The sequence below is a fragment of the Gluconobacter oxydans genome (assembly GCF_006539685.1).
Classification (GTDB): Bacteria; Pseudomonadota; Alphaproteobacteria; order Acetobacterales; family Acetobacteraceae; genus Gluconobacter; species Gluconobacter oxydans.
The window spans coordinates 15,865-33,320 of the sequence record NZ_BJNM01000016.1 but is presented as its reverse complement, the minus strand read 5'-3'; the positions used below and the strand labels follow the sequence as shown (position 1 = coordinate 33,320).

17 protein-coding genes are annotated in these 17,456 nt (G+C 62.6%); 13 read left to right on the top strand and 4 right to left on the bottom strand.

Translation table 11 applies throughout. From position 1 onward, the window contains the following. Nucleotides 1-4: 4 nt before the first annotated feature. Nucleotides 5-1,108, bottom strand: a complete 1,104-nt coding sequence (gene alr, locus GOX01_RS08140; protein ID WP_011253574.1) for an alanine racemase — start codon at nucleotides 1,106-1,108, stop codon at nucleotides 5-7. Between the two features lie 239 nt (nucleotides 1,109-1,347). On the opposite strand from alr, the gene GOX01_RS08135 reads away from it, so the two are divergent. From GOX01_RS08135 to spt, 5 genes are all read left to right on the top strand, one after another. Continuing rightward, a complete protein-coding gene (locus GOX01_RS08135; protein WP_062269470.1) occupies nucleotides 1,348-2,715 on the top strand; it encodes a lipopolysaccharide biosynthesis protein in 1,368 nt (455 codons plus the stop codon). Next, the gene (locus GOX01_RS08130; RefSeq protein ID WP_011253572.1) at nucleotides 2,712-3,842 is read left to right on the top strand and encodes a hypothetical protein; all 1,131 of its coding nucleotides are present in this window, start codon (nucleotides 2,712-2,714) and stop codon (nucleotides 3,840-3,842) included. The genes GOX01_RS08135 and GOX01_RS08130 overlap by 4 nt, the downstream gene beginning before the upstream one ends. Then, nucleotides 3,842-5,653: a fatty acyl-AMP ligase gene (locus GOX01_RS08125; protein WP_011253571.1), complete on the top strand. Its 1,812-nt coding sequence runs from the start codon at nucleotides 3,842-3,844 to the stop codon at nucleotides 5,651-5,653. The genes GOX01_RS08130 and GOX01_RS08125 overlap by 1 nt, the downstream gene beginning before the upstream one ends. Nucleotides 5,654-5,767: 114 nt before the next feature. After that, on the top strand, nucleotides 5,768-6,022 hold the full coding sequence (locus tag GOX01_RS08120; RefSeq protein WP_011253570.1) for an acyl carrier protein: 255 nt from the start codon (nucleotides 5,768-5,770) through the stop codon (nucleotides 6,020-6,022). Next, nucleotides 6,019-7,212 carry a serine palmitoyltransferase gene (spt, locus tag GOX01_RS08115; RefSeq protein WP_011253569.1) on the top strand — a complete coding sequence of 398 codons (1,194 nt, stop codon included), beginning with the start codon at nucleotides 6,019-6,021 and terminating at the stop codon, nucleotides 7,210-7,212. Before GOX01_RS08120 ends, spt begins: the two co-directional genes overlap by 4 nt. A gap of 41 nt (nucleotides 7,213-7,253) precedes the next feature. Here the strand turns inward: spt and GOX01_RS08110 are convergent, their stop codons facing one another. Then, nucleotides 7,254-8,192, bottom strand: a complete 939-nt coding sequence (locus tag GOX01_RS08110; protein WP_062269236.1) for a hypothetical protein — start codon at nucleotides 8,190-8,192, stop codon at nucleotides 7,254-7,256. Beyond that, nucleotides 8,185-9,132, bottom strand: a complete 948-nt coding sequence (locus GOX01_RS08105) for a diacylglycerol/lipid kinase family protein (RefSeq protein WP_011253567.1) — start codon at nucleotides 9,130-9,132, stop codon at nucleotides 8,185-8,187. Before GOX01_RS08105 ends, GOX01_RS08110 begins: the two co-directional genes overlap by 8 nt. Before the next feature lie 139 nt (nucleotides 9,133-9,271). Here GOX01_RS08105 and GOX01_RS08100 point away from each other — a divergent pair, with 139 nt between their 5' ends. Genes GOX01_RS08100 through GOX01_RS08075 form a run of 6 tightly spaced genes read left to right on the top strand, consistent with a single transcriptional unit; the run spans nucleotide 9,272 to nucleotide 15,101 of the window. Then, complete coding sequence (locus GOX01_RS08100) at nucleotides 9,272-10,213, top strand: metallophosphoesterase family protein (RefSeq protein WP_062269238.1); 942 nt, start codon at nucleotides 9,272-9,274, stop codon at nucleotides 10,211-10,213. Next, the gene (locus GOX01_RS08095) at nucleotides 10,210-11,364 is read left to right on the top strand and encodes an LptF/LptG family permease (protein ID WP_062269240.1); all 1,155 of its coding nucleotides are present in this window, start codon (nucleotides 10,210-10,212) and stop codon (nucleotides 11,362-11,364) included. The genes GOX01_RS08100 and GOX01_RS08095 overlap by 4 nt, the downstream gene beginning before the upstream one ends. Further along, the gene (locus tag GOX01_RS08090; RefSeq protein ID WP_024716796.1) at nucleotides 11,361-12,470 is read left to right on the top strand and encodes an LptF/LptG family permease; all 1,110 of its coding nucleotides are present in this window, start codon (nucleotides 11,361-11,363) and stop codon (nucleotides 12,468-12,470) included. Before GOX01_RS08095 ends, GOX01_RS08090 begins: the two co-directional genes overlap by 4 nt. Next, nucleotides 12,467-13,282: a sterol desaturase family protein gene (locus GOX01_RS08085; protein WP_011253563.1), complete on the top strand. Its 816-nt coding sequence runs from the start codon at nucleotides 12,467-12,469 to the stop codon at nucleotides 13,280-13,282. The genes GOX01_RS08090 and GOX01_RS08085 overlap by 4 nt, the downstream gene beginning before the upstream one ends. After that, on the top strand, nucleotides 13,279-14,034 hold the full coding sequence (locus GOX01_RS08080; RefSeq protein ID WP_011253562.1) for a nucleotidyltransferase family protein: 756 nt from the start codon (nucleotides 13,279-13,281) through the stop codon (nucleotides 14,032-14,034). Before GOX01_RS08085 ends, GOX01_RS08080 begins: the two co-directional genes overlap by 4 nt. Beyond that, nucleotides 14,031-15,101: a glycosyltransferase gene (locus GOX01_RS08075; protein ID WP_011253561.1), complete on the top strand. Its 1,071-nt coding sequence runs from the start codon at nucleotides 14,031-14,033 to the stop codon at nucleotides 15,099-15,101. The genes GOX01_RS08080 and GOX01_RS08075 overlap by 4 nt, the downstream gene beginning before the upstream one ends. Before the next feature lie 21 nt (nucleotides 15,102-15,122). Here the strand turns inward: GOX01_RS08075 and GOX01_RS08070 are convergent, their stop codons facing one another. Continuing rightward, complete coding sequence (locus tag GOX01_RS08070) at nucleotides 15,123-16,013, bottom strand: glucosamine inositolphosphorylceramide transferase family protein (RefSeq protein ID WP_062269242.1); 891 nt, start codon at nucleotides 16,011-16,013, stop codon at nucleotides 15,123-15,125. 82 nt (nucleotides 16,014-16,095) lie between these two features. On the opposite strand from GOX01_RS08070, the gene GOX01_RS08065 reads away from it, so the two are divergent. Together GOX01_RS08065 and GOX01_RS08060 are read left to right on the top strand one after the other, a co-directional pair. Continuing rightward, nucleotides 16,096-16,635 (top strand): MmcB family DNA repair protein, encoded by a 540-nt coding sequence (locus GOX01_RS08065; RefSeq protein ID WP_011253559.1) that lies wholly within the window; start codon nucleotides 16,096-16,098, stop codon nucleotides 16,633-16,635. Between the two features lie 9 nt (nucleotides 16,636-16,644). After that, nucleotides 16,645-17,433 (top strand): inositol monophosphatase family protein, encoded by a 789-nt coding sequence (locus tag GOX01_RS08060; protein ID WP_062269244.1) that lies wholly within the window; start codon nucleotides 16,645-16,647, stop codon nucleotides 17,431-17,433. The last annotated feature ends 23 nt before the right edge of the window (nucleotides 17,434-17,456 follow it).

The window sequence follows — 17,456 nt, the reverse complement described above, 5'->3', positions numbered from 1 at the left end:
CGGCTCAGTCATCCGACACATAGACACGGTGGAAACGGCTTCCCAGCGCCGTCAGGACCTCGTAGCCGATCGTCCCTGCCGAGCGCGCCAGCGCATCCACATCCTGCGCCGGTCCCAGCACTGACAGCACGTCCCCCGCTTTCAGCCCGGCAGGCGCATCAGTCAGATCAACGGAAATACTGTCCATCGAGACACGTCCAATGACCGGAAGCCGGGTCTGCCCATACCAGACAGCCCCGTGCCCAGCCTGAGCACGGAAGAAACCGTCCGCATAACCAAGCCCCAGCGTGGCGATCCGTGTGGGCTTCGTGGCTGTCCACCCCAACCCGTATCCGACGCGGTCTCCGGCCTGCACCGTCCGGATCTGCACGATCCGCGCATCGAGCGAGACGACCGGATTCAGGACGCGACTTCCCTCAAAAGGCGCGATCCCATACAGGGCGGCACCCGGACGGATCAGTTCAAAATGATAGTCCGGGCCAAGAAAAATCCCCGAAGAGGCCGCCAGGGACCGCGGCACGCCCGGAAAGCCGGCGGCCATTTCAACAAAACGCTTCCGCTGAATCGCGTTGGCGGGATTGTCCGGCGTATCCGCGCAGGCCAGATGGCTCATCACCAGTTGCAGGTTCAGCCCTTCGAAAACCGAGCGGTCCTCAAGGTCCTGATCACTCAGACCAAACCGGGACATCCCGGTGTCGAACTGGAGGGCTGCGGGAAAGGCACAGCCCTTTTCCCTGCAAAGCCGCTGCCAGCTGCGAACCTGTTCGAGATCGTTGAGAACGGGAAACAGGTTATGGGCCTGCATGCTGCCTTCACAGCCCGGCATGAAGCCATGCAGCACAAAAATGCGGACTTCGGGCAGTATGGCCCGCAAGGCGATCCCCTCGTCGAGATGCGCCACGAAGAATGTGCCCGCCCCGCGTGCGGCCAGAACGGGCGCCACGCGATCCGCGCTCAGCCCATAGGCATCGGCCTTGACGACGACCGCACATTCCGCGCCGGCGCCAAGAGCGGCAACGAGATTGTAATTTTCTGCGATGGCCCGCAGGCTGACACCCAGCCAGGCTCCGGCCCGTGCCGATGCTGCGTCCTGGAAAACTGTTTGCATGAGGCTGCCCAAAAGACTGCAATGCTTTCTTATGGCACTCCAGTCCCATGAAGCAATGTCATGCCCCTCTTTTCACACCGGACTTTTCACATCGGGAATTCTGCGCAACAAGACGCCATCCGCTGCATGCGAATGCAATCTTCGGTCACAAAAAGTGAGTTCAGATTTCCGGGGAAACGCCTATTTCTGGTGCCCATCGGAGTTAACGGCAAGACTGTCACGAAAGTTTCCATAAATTGATGTCAGACGACTCATCGTCTTCTCAGGCTGCAAGACCCGGCGGTGTCCAGCGCGTCATGAGCAATCTGGGCGTCCTTCTGGGAGGGCGCGCAGTCAATGCTCCGCTGAGCCTCATCCATATCTGGATGGCGACCCATCTGCTGGGGAGCTACAGCTTCGGGCTCGTCGCGATGATGTATGCCTTCGCACGGACGATGGGCGACATCGTGGATTTCCAGTCCTGGCAGACCGTTCTGCATTATGGCCTGCGCCCCCTAACGCAGGGTGACCGTCGCGGTTTCCAGAAAATCGTCTCCTTCAGTCTGCTGCTGGACAGCGTCGGGGGTCTGCTGGGTTTTGGCGGGGGCGTCCTCATCAGTCTTCTGGCCATGAATCTTCTGGGCTGGCCGCCTGAGATCCACGTCATCGGCGTGGTCTACTGCGTCTCCATCCTTTTCATGGCATCCGCCACCGCAACGGGCCTGCTGCGGGTTTTCGACCGGTACGACCTGCTGGCCGTACAGGGCACCGTGGCCACCATCGTCCGCGTGATCGGCACGGCCTCGATGGCTCTGGGCTGGGCGTCCGTGACGGCGCTTGCCAGTGTCTGGATCGCAGCGGAAGTGGCAGCCTGGGGCACGATCTTTTTCATGGCGGCCCGCGAGATGTATCGCCGGGACCTGATCCGCGGCCTCTTCCATGAAATGCGCGGTATCCTGCCCGAGATCCTGAGCGGACAGTTTTTCCGCACCTATCCCGGGATCTGGCGTTTCGCGCTGAACACGAACCTCAATTCCACGCTCGCCCTCGCCTTCGGCCATATCGGCACCCTCGTGGTCGGCGCCTTCGTCGGCCCGACGAGCGCCGGCTACTACCGGATCGCAAGCCAGATCGCGGCCGGGATCGCCAAGCCCGCAACCCTGATCCAGACGACGGTCTATCCCGAAATGGCCCGGCTATGGCGCGACAGGGCCATGAACCGGCTGTATCGCCTGACGGGCCAGATCGCCCTGATGGCTGGTGGAATCGGAACGGCCCTGCTCCTGCTGACGCTGTTTGCCGGACGCCCGCTCCTTCAGCTCTATATCGGCCACAAGGGAGCGACAGAGGCTCTTCCCGTCACGCTGTGGCTGCTGGCCGCGGAAGTGGTCACCGTCTGGGGCCTGCCACTGGAACCGCTGCTGTTCACGACGAACCGTTCCGGCGCCGCGATCGGAGCTCGTATCCTGGAATGTACCTTCTTCCTTCCGGCCCTGGTGATGATGGTTCGCCATTACGGTCTGAGCGGCGTCGGGCCAGCGACATTATGTGGCGTCACCCTTCTGATCACGATCCAGCTTGTCTTCGTGATCCGCACGGTCCGCAGCCCGCAGGGGCTTGCGGCATGAAGGTGGCTTTCCCCCTTATCGGCCAGCGTCACCAGACCCTGCACGTCCTGCCAATCGCGCTGGAAGTCTCCGCGCGCCATCCGGACGTTGCAGTCCATGTCTCATGCCTGACCGTGAGCCATCTCGAACTGGCACGCTCGCTGGCGACGCTCTATCCGGAAGCCCGGGTGCAGTTCGACCTGCTCCCGATCTCCCCCAAGCTCCGTCGCCGGATCGAACTGCACGGGCTTCGGGTGGTGGACCGCCTGATCGGGCTTTTCGCCTCCCGGCATTATTTCCGGACCTTCGATGCGATCATCGTGCCGGAAGCGACGTCCCTGCAGCTCCGCCGCATGGGCGTGCGGCGTCCGAAAATGATCTGGACGGGCCATGGCGCCGGTGACCGGGCGATCGGTTTTGCCCGGCATCTCGGAAAATTCGATTTCCTGCTGGTTCCCGGACGCAAGGTGGAACAGCGCATGCTGGAAAAGGGTATCATCCGCCCCGGCGCCTATCATCGCGGCACCTACGCCAAGTTTGATCTCGTGCGGCGCACGGACGCGAAACGGCCGAAACTCTTCAACAACAACCGGCCGACGATCCTGTATAATCCGCATTTCCTGCGCCGCCTGTCCTCCTGGCCGGAAATGGGACATCAGGTCCTGCAGTTCTTTGCCACGCAGGATCGCTACAACCTTGTTTTCGCACCGCATTTCCGTCTCTTCGACAATCACCGCGAAGAGGGGGAAGCCCTGAGGCGCCAGTATGGGCACCTGCCCCACATGCTGATCGACCCGGGCAGCCACCGGAGCATCGACATGACCTATACGATGGGGGCAGACCTCTATCTGGGTGATGTCAGCAGCCAGGTCGCCGAGTTCATGATCCGCCCGCGCCCTTGTCTCTTTCTCAACGCCCACCATGTCAAATGGCATGGAAATGCGGACTACCAGTTCTGGACGCTGGGGCCAGTGACGGAAAATGTATCGGATCTGGGCTCCAAGATAGAGAATGCTTTCGAAACGCATCCTCGTTTTCTTGAGGCGCAGCGCCAATATGTATTAGAGACATTCGAAACACTGGGCGATGAGCCCACTGCTCCCGCTGCCGCGGATGCAATTGTCGATTTTCTGAAAAGGGCTGCCTGATGTCAGGTAATCCAAACGGAGCTAGTCCAGGTTTGACCGAGGCCAACCAGAACCCAACCGCCAATCCCGTTCCGACGCCAAGCCGCTCCGGCCTGGAAAGACGCTACGGAGATTTCCCCAGCTTTGCGGCCGCCCTTGATTACGCGGCCCAGGGTGAGAGCGGATTCAACATCTATTCCGGCCGGGGGCAGCTTCTCGAGGCATTGCCATACCGTCTGCTGCGCGAACAGGCCCGTTCCATGGCCTGCCGCCTGCTGGGTCTTGGTCTGGTCCCGGGCGATCGCGTTGCGATCGTGGCGGAAAGCGATGGCGACTTCGCCCGGATCTTCTTCGGCTGCCAGTATGCAGGCCTGGTCCCGGCGCCACTCCCCCTGCCGGTCGCCTTCGGCGGACGCGAGGGCTATGTGACGACGCTGCGCGGCATGATCCAGAGCGCTGCGGCCCGCGCCGTTGTGGTGCCCGATGTGATTGGAAGCTGGACGGCGGATATCGTCGATGGTCTCGACCTGGTCTTCGGCGGCTCGCCGGCCGATCTGTACCGTCACGCCGAAGCCCGTGTCGAACTGCCGGAAATCTCCCCGACAGCCCTGTCCTATCTCCAGTTTTCCTCGGGCAGCACACGTTTTCCGATGGGTGTTTCGGTCACGCAGGCAGCCGGCATGGCCAATGCCCGCGCCATCGCCCGCGACGGTCTTCACGTCTATCCGGCCGAAGACCCGCGCGATGACCGCTGCGTCTCCTGGCTGCCGCTCTATCATGACATGGGGCTGGTCGGCTTCTTCCTGACGCCCCTGACCTGCCAGCTTTCCGTCGATCTGCTGCCCACCCGCGAATTCGCGCGTCGTCCGCATGTCTGGCTGGATCTGATTTCCCGCAACCGCGGCACAATCGCCTACAGCCCCTCCTTCGGGTACGAGCTCTGCGCCCGCCGCAGCGGTCAGGCCGATCTGGACCTGTCGTGCTGGCGCATTGCCGGCATTGGCGGTGACATGATCCGCCATCATATCCTCGAAGGCTTTGCGGAGCGTTTCGCCTCGAACGGCTTCCGGGCCACGTCCTTCGTCGCGAGCTACGGCATGGCCGAGGCGACGCTTGCCATCAGCTTCGCCCCGCTCAACACCGGCATCCAGACCGACACGATCGATCTGCGCCGCCTTGAGAAGGACGGCATTGCCGAGCCGTCCAACGACCCGTCCCATCCGCTGCGGACCTTTGTCCTGTGCGGCGAGGCCCTTCCCGATCATCAGATCGAAGTCCGCGACGCTGCAGGACATGATCTGGCGGACCGGCAGGTCGGCACCGTCTATGTCCGTGGACCGAGTCTCATGTGCGGCTATTTCCGCCGTCCCGACGAGACCGAGGCCGTCCTCGATGCGGATGGCTGGCTGAACACGGGTGATCTTGGCTATCGCCTCAATGGCCAGATCGTCGTCACCGGCCGCGCCAAGGACCTGATCATCATCAACGGCCGCAATATCTGGCCGCAGGATCTGGAATGGTCCGCTGAAAGCGAGATCCCGAACCTGCGTTCGCGTGACGTGGCCGTCTTTTCCGTGGATGGCGACGAAGGCGAGAAGATCGTCGCACTCGTCCAGTGCCGCGCGACCGAGGATGAGAGCCGCAACCAGCTCCGCGACGAGGTCACGAGTCTGTTCCGCCGCCAGCACGGCGTGGATGTTGACGTCATCCTTGTGCCGCCCCGCACGCTTCCCCAGACCTCCTCGGGCAAGCTGACCCGTGCGAAGGCCAAGACCATGCTGCTCTCCGGTCAGTTCGAGCAGCAGCCCGAAACCACGTCTTCGGTCGCCTGATCCCGGACCGGCTTCCGCCGCCCTGCTGCCTGAAGAGGCAAAGGGGTGGCGAAGGGGGCCGGTTTGGAGCATAAGGCTTGCCCAAGATTGCACAGACACCGAGAGTTGAAGTCCATGACTGACAGCGTCGCCGGTATTTCCGGAATGATCATTGAGAAACTGCTTGCCAATCCGAAAGTTCCCCGGGACATCGATGGCAACAGCAAGATTGTCGAAGACCTGGCCTTTGACAGCCTGGCCGTCATGAACTTCGTCATGGAAATCGAAGACGAGCTCGACGTCTCCGTCCCGCTCGACAAGCTGGCCGATATCCGCACCATCAACGACCTTGCCGGCTGCCTGCACACGCTCAAGGTCGCCCACGCGTGACGGATATTTTCGCCAAGCACCAGGGGCTGCGCGAAGCCTATGAAGGCCTCACGGCCGCCTCCCCGCGCAACCCGTTCGAGGTCGTGATCGAACGTCCGATCTCCGCAAGCGTCGGGATCATCGAAGGGCGCGAGACGCTGCTCTTCGGGACCAACAACTATCTTGGTCTCAGCCAGTCGAAGAAAGCCATCGAAGCAGCCGTGGAAACGGCCGAGACGATGGGCGTCGGCACGACGGGTTCCCGCATTGCGAATGGCACCTTCGGTTTGCACCGCAAGCTGGAGGCAAAGCTCGCCGAGTTCTTCCGCCGCAAGCACTGCATGGTGTTCTCGACCGGATATCAGGCCAATCTGGGCACGATCTCGGCTCTGGTGAACAAGGACGACGTCCTGCTGCTTGATGCGGACAGCCATGCCAGCATCTATGACGGCGCCAAGCTGTCCGGCGCGCAGGTCATCCGCTTCCGCCACAACGATCCGGTCGATCTGGAAAAGCGTCTGGCACGCCTGAAGGACCACACGGGCGCCAAGCTCATCATCGCCGAGGGCATCTACTCCATGACGGGCAATGTCGCCCCGCTGGACAAGTTCGTGGACATCAAGACGCGCCACGGTGCGTATCTGATGGCTGACGAAGCCCATTCGTTCGGTGTCCTGGGTGCGCATGGCCGCGGCGTTGCGGAAATGCAGGACTGCGAGGACGGGATCGACTTCGTGGTCGGCACCTTCTCCAAGTCCCTCGGAACCGTGGGCGGCTACTGCGTCACGAACCATGACGGCGTGGACCTGATGCGTCTGTGCTCGCGTCCCTATATGTTCACGGCGTCCCTGCCCCCCGAAATCATCGCAGCCACCATGGCAGCGCTTGAAGACATGCAGGGCCGCCCGGAACTGCGGACGAAGCTTCAGGAAAACGCAGCCCGTCTGCATGCGGGGCTCCAGAAAGTTGGCCTGAAAACGGGCGAGCACGTCTCCCCGGTGGTCGCCGTAACGCTGGAGACCGTGGATCAGGCTGTCGGTTTCTGGAACGCGCTGCTGGAAAACGGGGTTTATGTGAACCTCTCGCTCCCACCGGCCACGCCTGACAACCGGCCGCTGCTGCGCTGCTCGGTCATGGCGGCCCATTCCCCCGAGGAAATTGACCGCGCCGTGGCCGTCTTCGGCGAAGTCGCCAGACATTTCGGGCTGTAATCCATAAAAAAGGGGGATCCACCGGATCCCCCTTTTTTAATTCAGGCCTTCGAACGCCCCAGAAGTCCCCGCGCGCGCCACAGAAGCCGGGGCAGCATCACAAGCGGATGGCGGCTTTCGAAGGGCGACAACTGCATGTCAAAACCCGTATGCCGCTGGATCTTCCAAGCCAGATAGGACGCGCCGTTTTCAAACGTGAAGGCGGCCTTCAGCAGCCTGGCCACATTGCGTGGACGTCCGGATGTCTGGATCAGCGCCCAGCGACGGGTCGCTTTCCGGCGAAGTTCCTCGTGGATGACGGGTTCAAGCCTGTCGCCATGAGCCGAGAACTGAAGATGTCCCCGTGCCCACCCCAGCGTCAGCAGGGCAGCGTAACGCGCCTCCTGCCCTTCCAGAATGCTGTTGCCCCGTCCCTTCTTCTCGACCCGCAGTTCGGACGCATAGGTATGGGCGAAAAGGGTCTGCCAGAACTCCAGCGCCGTCATGGACACATCGCCCAGAAGAGCCGTCCAGCACGCCGCCGTCGTCACACAGCCTGCGATCAGCAACAGGATGGCATCCGCGCTTTGCGGATCCCGCACCCAGACCAGCCGCACGGGCTGACAGAACCGCGCCCAGATCGTTGTGTCGAGCGCGCCGAGCCTCGTTCGGGCTTCGAACTGCGCCTGTGACAGTACTGCGATCTTTGCTCTCAGAACCCGGCCGTCATGACGGAATTCGGAATAACGGACATTGGGCGGCAGGACGAGATTACCGGTCCGGGCCACCAGTCCACCCCCAAAACCCGCGGCATTTTCGGTAATGATATAGAAGTCGAGAATACCGTCCGGATCAGCTTTACGCAGAAGCGAGCCATAGAACACTACGCCCAGCGGCAGGACGGGACAGGCACGGGCCAGCGCATCGGCAAAGGCGACGACGCCCGGATCGACCGGCGTCGTCAGTTCGCCGATCAGGCGCTGTTCGAGCGCGTCAGGCATGCAGGAACCGGAAGCGGGACGCACGCTCCAGACGCAGCACGCCGCCCGGTGCTGCGCTGAAGACCTCGCCATCGAGCACGAAATCGCTTTCCGTCACCAGCGTCATGTCGTCCGTCCGTCCGCTAACATAATCCGGGTGACGACGCAGCCAGCGGGGTGCGCGTCCACACAGAAGGGCCGCCGTCGCCCGGAGCAGACTGTCCGGCCAGGCGCTCACGTCCAGATAGCGCAGTCCTTCGACATTGGGCTCTGCATCCCAGAAGGGCCAGATCCCGCGGGACAGGCGCGAAAGCCCTGTCGTCAGGAACATGAAGCTCTGCCCGTCATAGACATGGCCGCCGGTCTCGATCCGCAGCGGGTCTCCACGGAGCCATTCCTCGCGGCTTTTGCGGAACATGAGGCTGACGAATGTCGAGAGCAGCGTGATACCGACCGCAAGATCATGGGGCGCGAAACGCAGAACGGTCGGCGAATGGGCAATCCGGACGGCGCGTGCATATCCCGCGCAGCCACCGAACAGGCCAAGCACGGGCATCCGGTCGGTTCCGGGCCAGGACAGGCGGATCGGCGTCCGGACACTGGAGCGCAGGCCGCCCTGCCGCAGACGCTGGATTGCCTCCATCCCGCGCAGACCGAAGCCGACGTCCCCGGCAATGAGGTTCGTGTTGCCGGACGCCAGGACCACGATATCCGGAAGCCTGTCAGCAGGATAAGCGCGTGCGATGGCAGTCAGGGCCGTGCTGACCGTCCCGTCGCCGCCATCGATGAGAATGGTGTCGATCCCACGCTCATAAAGCTGGCGGACATGTTCGGTTGTCCCCTCCCGAGTATCGGAAGGCACGAAATCCTTCCCCAGAAGGGCCTGGGCCTCGACAGCAAAACTGGAACCGTTCCGGCGGTTTTTCCGGCTACGGGCATTATGGATCAAGGCAATGCGCACTAGGTGAGGCAATCTTCGTATGGCGTTCGGCTATGCGGGCGGGTCTAGCACGGCTATGATGGAACTGCCAGAACATGGCATCCCGGCGCGCCCGGATGCCGGCTTCTGACGTGGATACTGACAAGGCCCTTTTCTGATCATGACCCCTGACCTGCCCGCAGATACCATCTCGTCGCGGCAAACGTCCCCTGTCATCACGTCTGCGCCTGCTGTCATCTCCACTGTCACACTGGCCCATATTTCGGACCCGCACCTGCCCCCGCCCCCGGTCCACTGGCGTGAGGCGCTCAACAAGCGCGCCCTGAGCCTTCTGTCATGGAAGAAGCACCGCCGGTACGTCCATCTCGAACAGACCTGCGCTGCCCTGGTGAAAGATATCGGGCGCTCGGACGTGGACACCATCCTCGTCAGCGGGGACCTGACCAATTTCGGAACGCCCGACGAGTTTGCTGCGGCCGCACGCTGGCTCGATGCCCTGCCCGCTCAGGCACTCGTAATTCCCGGCAATCATGACTGCATGGTCCGCCAACCGGACTCGGCCGGTCTGCACCAGTGGGAACGCTGGTCGGCCCGGCAGTATCCGTATGTCCGCATCCAGAACGGGGTTGCGATCGTCGGCGTCAATTCCGGCATTCCGACTGCGCCGTTCATGGCCTGCGGGCGCGTCGGACACCGACAGCGTGAGCGACTTGAGGCGCTGCTGCAAGAGCTCGGTCGTGAGGGACTGTGCCGGGTCGTGATGATCCATCATCCCCCCCGGCGCGGGCTCGTGCCCTGGCGGAAGTCCCTGCTCGATCACCGCGAGGTGGCCGCCGTTTTCAGACGGGCCGGAGCGGAAATCGTGCTGCACGGACACTCCCATGACGCAACGCTGACCCATATTGCCGGCACGGACATTCCGCTGCTCGGTGTGGCGTCCGCCTCGCTGACGGATGAACGCCCTCACCGTCAGGCCTGCTGGAATCGCCTGAGCATCCACCCATATGGGAAGGGCTGGACAATCACTCTGGCACGTCACCGGCTCGATGGCTCCGTCAGTGAACGGGCGTCATGGAACCGCTCGGGAAGGACAGAGGCGTGAAACAGCGGGCCCATATTCTGGACCGGTATCTGCTGACACAGATGGCACCGCCCTTTGCGATCGCGCTTCTGGCGATGCTGATCGCGCTGCTGCTGGAGCGCCTGCTGTCACTCTTCGACTATCTGGCTTCGGCGGGAAGTTCGCTCGGGACCTGTATTGCGCTCCTCACGGACCTTCTGCCCCATTATTTCGGTATCGCCCTGCCCGCGGCGCTGTGTATCGCGGTGTTCCTCACCATCCGGGGCATGAGCGACAACAACGAGATCGATGCGCTTCAGGCCGGTCGGGTCTCGCTGATGCGAATCAGTCGCCCTTTCATGATCGTAGGGCTGCTTCTCGGGGCGACCAGCGTGTTCCTGTACGGCTATATCCAGCCCGTGGCCCGCTATGACTATCGCGCGGGCTTCTATTTCGCCGAGCATACCGGCTGGGCCCCACATCTTCAGGCGGGAATGTTCGCCTCCACGTCCAGCAAGGCCGTCATGACGGCCGACAGTGTCAGCCATGCCGGCACCCGCCTCAGACGGGTCTTCATCCGGGAAGTGAATGCCAATGGCGTGGCTCACATCATCACGGCCCGAACCGGCGCGCTGACCATTTCGGAAAAGACCCGCAGCACCCGCCTCGACCTGTGGAACGGGGAAATCGTGGATGATCCGTTCCAGGCCACCAAACCCCACAAACCGACTGTGACGCATTTCGAACATGTCGTCCGCGTTATCGACCGGCCGAACAAGGAAACCTCCTTCCGCTCCCGCGGGGCCGACGAGCGTGAACTGACCCTGTTCGAACTGGCGCATGACCTGCGTTATGGCCTGCCCGGCATCGAATACCGCACACTCCGGGCCGAAATGGATTTCCGTATGGCGCGCGCAATCGCCATTCCGTTCATTCCGCCGCTTGCTGTCGCGCTGGCCATCAGCGCCCGGCGAAGAAAATCCGTCTGGGGGCTGATTGCGGTGGCCGTGATCCTGATCGGCTTCGACCAGACGCTCATGTTCGGCCACAGCCTCGCCTCGACCGGACGTCTTCCCATCTGGCTGGCGATCTGGGTCCCGGAACTGCTGTTCTGCGTCGGCTGTCTGGCAGCCCTGCTACGCCGTTCCCGTGGGTCGTGGCGACGGCGCAAGCTTACAAGGGCGCCGGCATGAGCGACTCCACACCTGCCATGCCGCGCCATGTCCTCATCAAGGCGCTCAACCGTGCCCTTCTGGGACGCTTTTTGCTGTGCGGGGCCGTCCTCGTCTCGCTGCTGGAAATTCTGGCGCTTCTTGAAAAGACGACGCCGATCCTGAACCGGCATCTCGGCTTTCGCGGCATCCTGACCTTCGCCTTCCTGCACCTGCCTGCCCTGAGCATCGACATCCTGCCGCTTGCCTTCATGGTGGGCGCGCTGTTCCTGCTCACGCAGATGACCCTGTCGAGCGAAATTTCGGCCCTGCGGGCGGCCGGGCTTTCAACGCCCGCGCTGTACCGCCTTCTCCTGCCCGCGGTGCTGATCGCGGGGATCGGGGGAACCTGCGCCCAGTACTGGTTGGTTCCAGCCTGCGAGAACGCCCTCACAACGTGGTGGAACCGCACGGATCCGCTCGCGGGGCAGGACGGGCAGCCCGAGGACAATATCCTGTGGTTTCGCGCGGGTCCCACGCTGGTCCGGATCGGACAGATCGCCCAGGGCGGCACGTTCCTGCGGGACGTGACGATCTATCACCGGGACAATACGGGTCTGCTGACCGGCACCGAACACACGAACGTCCTGACATACCGTGACGGGCAGTGGCATCCCGATGGGGCGCAGGATCTTTCCCTGTCCGATGACAAGTCGTACGTGAATGTTACAAAGGGCGACAGCACCTTCGTTATCCCGGCCACACCCTCGGTTATCATGACGCTCTCGCAGAACGGAGCGACCGTCACGCCGGCGCAGGTCAGCGCCATTCTTCACAAGGGCGCACCCGCAAGTCTACCCCGGGCCACATATCGTATGGCCCTCTTCAGCGGGATGATTTTACCTGTCGAAATTGCAGTAATGCTTCTATTGACGCTCCCGGTGATCTATATCCCTCCCCGTGCAGGACTTCGAAATCCGCTGCCGGTGTATGTTCTGGCCGCTGGAATGGGTTTCGTCATCCTGCAGGGAATGATTTCCGCACTTGGAAACGCGGGGACGCTGCCAGCTCCGCTGGCCGTCAGCGTCGGACCGCTCCTGGGTACCCTTCTCGGGCTGACCTGGCTTTTGCGGATGGAGGAACGATGAGCAACTTCAAGGCGCCCTGGCGCAACATGTCCGCCATCAGGACGGGTCGCAGCTTCGATCTGGGAAAGATGAACCTCCCGCAGCTGTGGTTCGCCTATCTGACCTATCCGACGATCCTGCTCTATTTCGCGCTGATCGCAGTGTCCGCCTGGGCCGCCCTGCATTTCTCGACCGCGCTCTGGGCGACGCTCATTCCCGTTCCCGTCGTGATCGTGGTCTATCCGCTGGCCTGGTATGCGATCCACCGCTTTATCCTTCACGGGCGGTGGCTGTACCGCAACCACTGGACCGCTTCCCTGTGGAAGCGCATCCATTTCGATCATCATCAGGACCCGCATCTGCTGGACGTGCTGTTTGGCTCCCCGCTGAACACGGTGCCGACCATGGCGATCATCACAATGCCGATCGGCGGGCTGATCGCAGGATGGAGCGGTGCGTTCTGTGCGCTTTCGACCGCGCTGGTCATGACCTGCATCTACGAGTTCTTCCACTGCATCCAGCATCTGGCCTACAAGCCGCGCTGGAAATGGGTGGCGGACATCAAGCAGCTTCACGTCCTGCACCATTTCCACGATGAAGACGGCAATTACGGCATCACGAATTACGTGCCGGACCGTCTGTTCCGCAGTTTCTACCGCGAGGCCCGCGACCGGCCCCGCAGCAAGCATGTCTTCAACCTTGGTTACGACATTGAGGAAGCCCATCGTTATCCGTGGGTCATGGACCTGACGGGTTCCCCCCCGCGTGACCGTCCCGATGGCGCACGTCCGGCATCCGCCCGCGCCGCAGCAGACCGTAACCGCGCGGCATGACGCTTCCGGTTCTGGTTCTCGCCGGATCCCGGGACGGCGAGAACGATGTGCTTGCGAAACTCGGTCAGGTTTCCCACAAGGCTCTCCTTCCCGTCGGCGGTCAGCCCATGCTGGCCCGCGTGCTCGATACGATTGCCCGCACGCCCGGCCTTGGCCCCGTCACGATCAGCATCGAAAACCCGGACTGCATCAGGGATCTCGCAGGCGACGCCACGATCCTGCGTTCCGCCCCTTCTCCAAGCGAGAGCGTGGCTGAAGCCATTGTCCGGATCGGCACGCCCTGTCTGGTGACGACAGCCGATCATGCGCTTCTGCGTCCGGAATGGATTCAGGAGTTCCTCGCCAAGGCACAGGGCTGCGATCTTGCGGCCGGCATGGCATTGCGTGCGACGGTTGAGCGCGACGTGCCCGGCACGAAACGGACCTATATCCACCTCTCTGACATGAGCTTTTCCGGCTGCAACCTGTTCCTGATCAATACGCCGAAGGGTCGGAATGTCATCGAACTGTGGAAGCGCCTTCAGCAGAACCGCAAACGACCGCTCCGGATGGCCCTGACGCTTGGGATCGGCACCCTGCTGCGGGCCGTGACCCGTACACTCGACTCTACGGCCCTGTATCGCCGCATCCGGACGCTGACGGGTGCAAATGTGCGTCTGGTGACGCTCTCGGACGGGCGTGCAGCCGTGGACGTGGACAAGCCCTCGGACCTGACGCTGGCGGAAAAAATCCAGGCCCAGACGACACCATGAAAATCGCCTACATCATCAATTCCCTCGAATGTGGGGGCGCACAGCTTCCCATTCCGGACATCGTATCCGTTCTGAAGGCCCGCGACGGGGATGTGACCGTCTTCGCCCTGGCACGTAAGGACGGCCTCGCCATCCCGCTGATCGAAGCCGCCGGCATCCCCGTGCGCGTCCGGGAAGGCACGACGCGGGACCATATCGCGGCCTATCGCTGGCTGCGGGACGAGATGGAGGCGTTTCAGCCGGACCTGATCTGGACGTCGCTGAGCCGCGCCACACTTCTGGGGCAGCTGGTTGCCCTGCGTCACAAGACCCCGACGGTTCACTGGCAGCATTGTGGACGGCTGAAGAAGGTCAATGCCTTCCTGCTGAGGCTGTGCCGCCCCTACACCACGCTCTGGGTCGCCGACTCCCAGTCCGTCATCACTTTTGCCGCGAAGGAACTGGGCCTCACCGACAATTTCGTTGCCTGGCCCATTTTCCGGGCGGATCCGGACGCTCCTGTGGCCACGCCGTGGAAAGAAGGCGAAGTTATGCGCGTCGGGACATTGGGACGCCTGAACCCGGTCAAGGCGTATGACATCCTGTGCGAGGCCGTGGCTCTTCTGAAAGACCATCCGGACCTGCCGCCATTCCGTCTTCAGATCGCAGGCGATGGTCCCGAACACGCGGCACTTCAGGATCGCATCACAGCCGGCAACCTGCCGATCGACCTGCTGGGCTACGAGTCAAAGCCGTTTGATTTCCTGAAGACCCTGCATCTTTACGTCCAGTCGTCGCATTGGGAGGGCATGTGTGTCGCGGGGCATGAAGCCATGTCCTGTGGCCTTCCGGTCGTTTCCACCCCTGCGGGCGAACTGGCGTCGAGCATTCTCGACGGTGGGACGGGACGCATCGTGCCGTTCGACAATGCCCCTGCCCTTGCGGCAGCTCTGGCGGACCTGATCGGCAGACCGGCCGATCTCGCGGCCATGGGCGCCCGGTCCCGCAAACGGGTGCTGGAACGCTTCGGGCCTGAAGCGTTCGTCAGGCATGGCAATGCCGTGCTGGATCGTATCCCGGGCTTCTGAGCGCCCGGGGATACGCACGTCTCAGGCGCCGAAAATCCGGCGCTTCAGATTGAGCAGATCCCGCCTGGGGCCAATCCCGATTTTCTTGACGTCAATCAGCGTCACCTGCCCGGCTGCGGACAGGGTGTGCATCCCGTCCGGATAACGCTTCCGCAAAGACGCCGGAATGGAAATGGACAGTCCCGGTGTGACTTTCGGCAGCCCCCGTTCCAGCCCTTCGATTTCCAGCAGCCGGATCCCGCGGCCATAGGTTCCGCGGCAGTCCTGGGTAGGCAGGAAGATCTTTCCATCCACAAGAACCGGCGTGCCCCCGGGACGGGCCCCTGCCCGGTCGTTCAGGAAAAGCCCAAGGTTTTTCCATGGCCCCATCAAGGTGTCGGCCACGGAAATGTTCAGAAGGCTCTGCCGTTCGTCCTTGCTCCCTGCGGGCGTCCAGAACATCCACCAGCGACCGGCATACTGAAATGGCGTTGCATCGATCGCGGCTTCGGGGAAATCGAATGCCTCGACCCGCTCCCACTCACGCGGAAACGATTTTGCCCGATAGAGCGAAAGACGGCCCGAAGCACTGGCCTCGGGCAGCATATAGACCTCGCCCTCATGCGCGAACACGAACGGGTAGGACAGATGCCAAGACTCCTGCAGAACGGTTTCACGCGACAGCAGACGGCCCGTTCCGTCATAGATCAGGACCTCGATCGTTCCCGTGGGGTTGCGGTAATCGAAGGCCTCGGCAAAGACATACAGCTTTCCGTCGCGCCAGAATCCGAACGGATCGGCCAGAAAACAATGATCCCCGATATCGGGCAGAGTCGTGATGGGAAAGCCGTTCAGACTGGCCGCTTCGACCACCTCAGCCAGAGGCGCGTGAACGATGGCGCATCGCCAGTGATCCGTTCGCAAAAATGGCATGAGGCACTCTCCCGTAAAAATACAGCTTCAAAAAAAGCCTGCCGGGGCAGACGTAGAGCGCAGATCGGGGCAGGATGGAACCATGAGTACGGTTCTTGCCGAAAATCCCGCTGCAACATCCTGTGGCCTGCCGGAAACGCAGCTGGCCATCCGGCGCGCCGTCCTCGGATTGTGCCGGACAATAAACTGGGCCGCCATCAATGAATTCGCCCTTCCCGCCGCGGGACGCCGCGCGGACATCATGGCGCTCCTGCCCGATCATTCCCTGACCTGCATCGAGATCAAGTCCGGCCTGCGCGATTTCCAGACCGATCAGAAATGGCCCGAATACCGGGACTGGTCCGACCGGCTGTTTTTTGCGGTGGATGACGGCTTTCCGCTGGACCTTATTCCGCCGGATGTGGGCCTGATCGTCGTCAGCGTCAGCGCCGTCCCTGCTGCCCTGCGCGACAGTATTCTGGCAGAATGCACGATCATTCGGGAACCCACGCTCCACAAGCTCGCTCCCGCACGGCGGCGCACTCTGCTGCATCTGTTTGCGACAACGGCCGCAAGTCGTCTCATGAGCCTTGAAGACCCCGCCATTACGGCATCCCTCCGCGCTGCACGGCGCACAGACTAGGACAGTTTCATGACCTTCGATCCGATTGCCGTCCGCCTCGAAGCCGCCCGTTCCGTTGTGCGGGACGCAGCCCGGCTTGCTCTCTCCCTGCGCCCTGCTCCGGGTGGCCCGACCGGAACACTCAAGGGCCGGCAGGACTACCTGACCGAGACGGATGGCGCCGTCGAAGCCTTTGTCAGCCGCCGCATCCAGGAGCTTTTCCCCGAGGATGGTTTTCAGGGCGAAGAAAATGGTGCGACGCGTCAGGGCGGCTTCCGCTGGGTCGTGGACCCGATCGACGGGACGTCCAATTATGCACGCGGCCGTGACCGCTGGTGCGTCTCGCTCGGCCTGCTGGACGGAGACAAACCTGTTGCCGGCGTGATCGATGCTCCGGCGCTTGGCGAAGTCTTCACGGCCCAGAAGGGCAAGGGCGCGTTCCTGAACGGCAAGCCGATCAAGGCATCCCCCATTACGAACACGCAGGAAGCCATGATCGAAATGGGCTGGTCCGCGCGCGTGACGACCGAAACCTTCAACGAGAAGATCGCCGCCATCATGGCGCTCGGCGCAATGCCGCGCTCCGGCGGATCGGGCGCGCTGGCCTTGGCCGATGTGGCCTGCGGGCGCTCCGACGGATATCTGGAAATCGTCATCCAGCTCTGGGATGTGGCAGCCGCACTGGTCATCCTTTCGGAAGCCGGGGCCGCGGTGTCGCGTTTCCTTCAGACAGGCGGCCTGACGGGTGGGGCAACCATTCTTGCCGCCGCGCCCGGCATTGCAAAGGCCCTGTCAGCCGCCGTTGACGTGGAAATCTGACATCCCTTCCGCCCCGCACTCGT

Coding starts and splice junctions, on each gene's coding strand:
- alr (WP_011253574.1), bottom strand. CDS start 1,108: ATGCAAACAGTTTTCCAGGACGCAGCATCGGCACGGGCCGGAGCCTGG.
- GOX01_RS08135 (WP_062269470.1), top strand. CDS start 1,348: ATGTCAGACGACTCATCGTCTTCTCAGGCTGCAAGACCCGGCGGTGTC.
- GOX01_RS08130 (WP_011253572.1), top strand. CDS start 2,712: ATGAAGGTGGCTTTCCCCCTTATCGGCCAGCGTCACCAGACCCTGCAC.
- GOX01_RS08125 (WP_011253571.1), top strand. CDS start 3,842: ATGTCAGGTAATCCAAACGGAGCTAGTCCAGGTTTGACCGAGGCCAAC.
- GOX01_RS08120 (WP_011253570.1), top strand. CDS start 5,768: ATGACTGACAGCGTCGCCGGTATTTCCGGAATGATCATTGAGAAACTG.
- GOX01_RS08110 (WP_062269236.1), bottom strand. CDS start 8,192: ATGCCTGACGCGCTCGAACAGCGCCTGATCGGCGAACTGACGACGCCG.
- GOX01_RS08100 (WP_062269238.1), top strand. CDS start 9,272: ATGACCCCTGACCTGCCCGCAGATACCATCTCGTCGCGGCAAACGTCC.
- GOX01_RS08090 (WP_024716796.1), top strand. CDS start 11,361: ATGAGCGACTCCACACCTGCCATGCCGCGCCATGTCCTCATCAAGGCG.
- GOX01_RS08085 (WP_011253563.1), top strand. CDS start 12,467: ATGAGCAACTTCAAGGCGCCCTGGCGCAACATGTCCGCCATCAGGACG.
- GOX01_RS08080 (WP_011253562.1), top strand. CDS start 13,279: ATGACGCTTCCGGTTCTGGTTCTCGCCGGATCCCGGGACGGCGAGAAC.
- GOX01_RS08075 (WP_011253561.1), top strand. CDS start 14,031: ATGAAAATCGCCTACATCATCAATTCCCTCGAATGTGGGGGCGCACAG.
- GOX01_RS08070 (WP_062269242.1), bottom strand. CDS start 16,013: ATGCCATTTTTGCGAACGGATCACTGGCGATGCGCCATCGTTCACGCG.
- GOX01_RS08065 (WP_011253559.1), top strand. CDS start 16,096: ATGAGTACGGTTCTTGCCGAAAATCCCGCTGCAACATCCTGTGGCCTG.
- GOX01_RS08060 (WP_062269244.1), top strand. CDS start 16,645: ATGACCTTCGATCCGATTGCCGTCCGCCTCGAAGCCGCCCGTTCCGTT.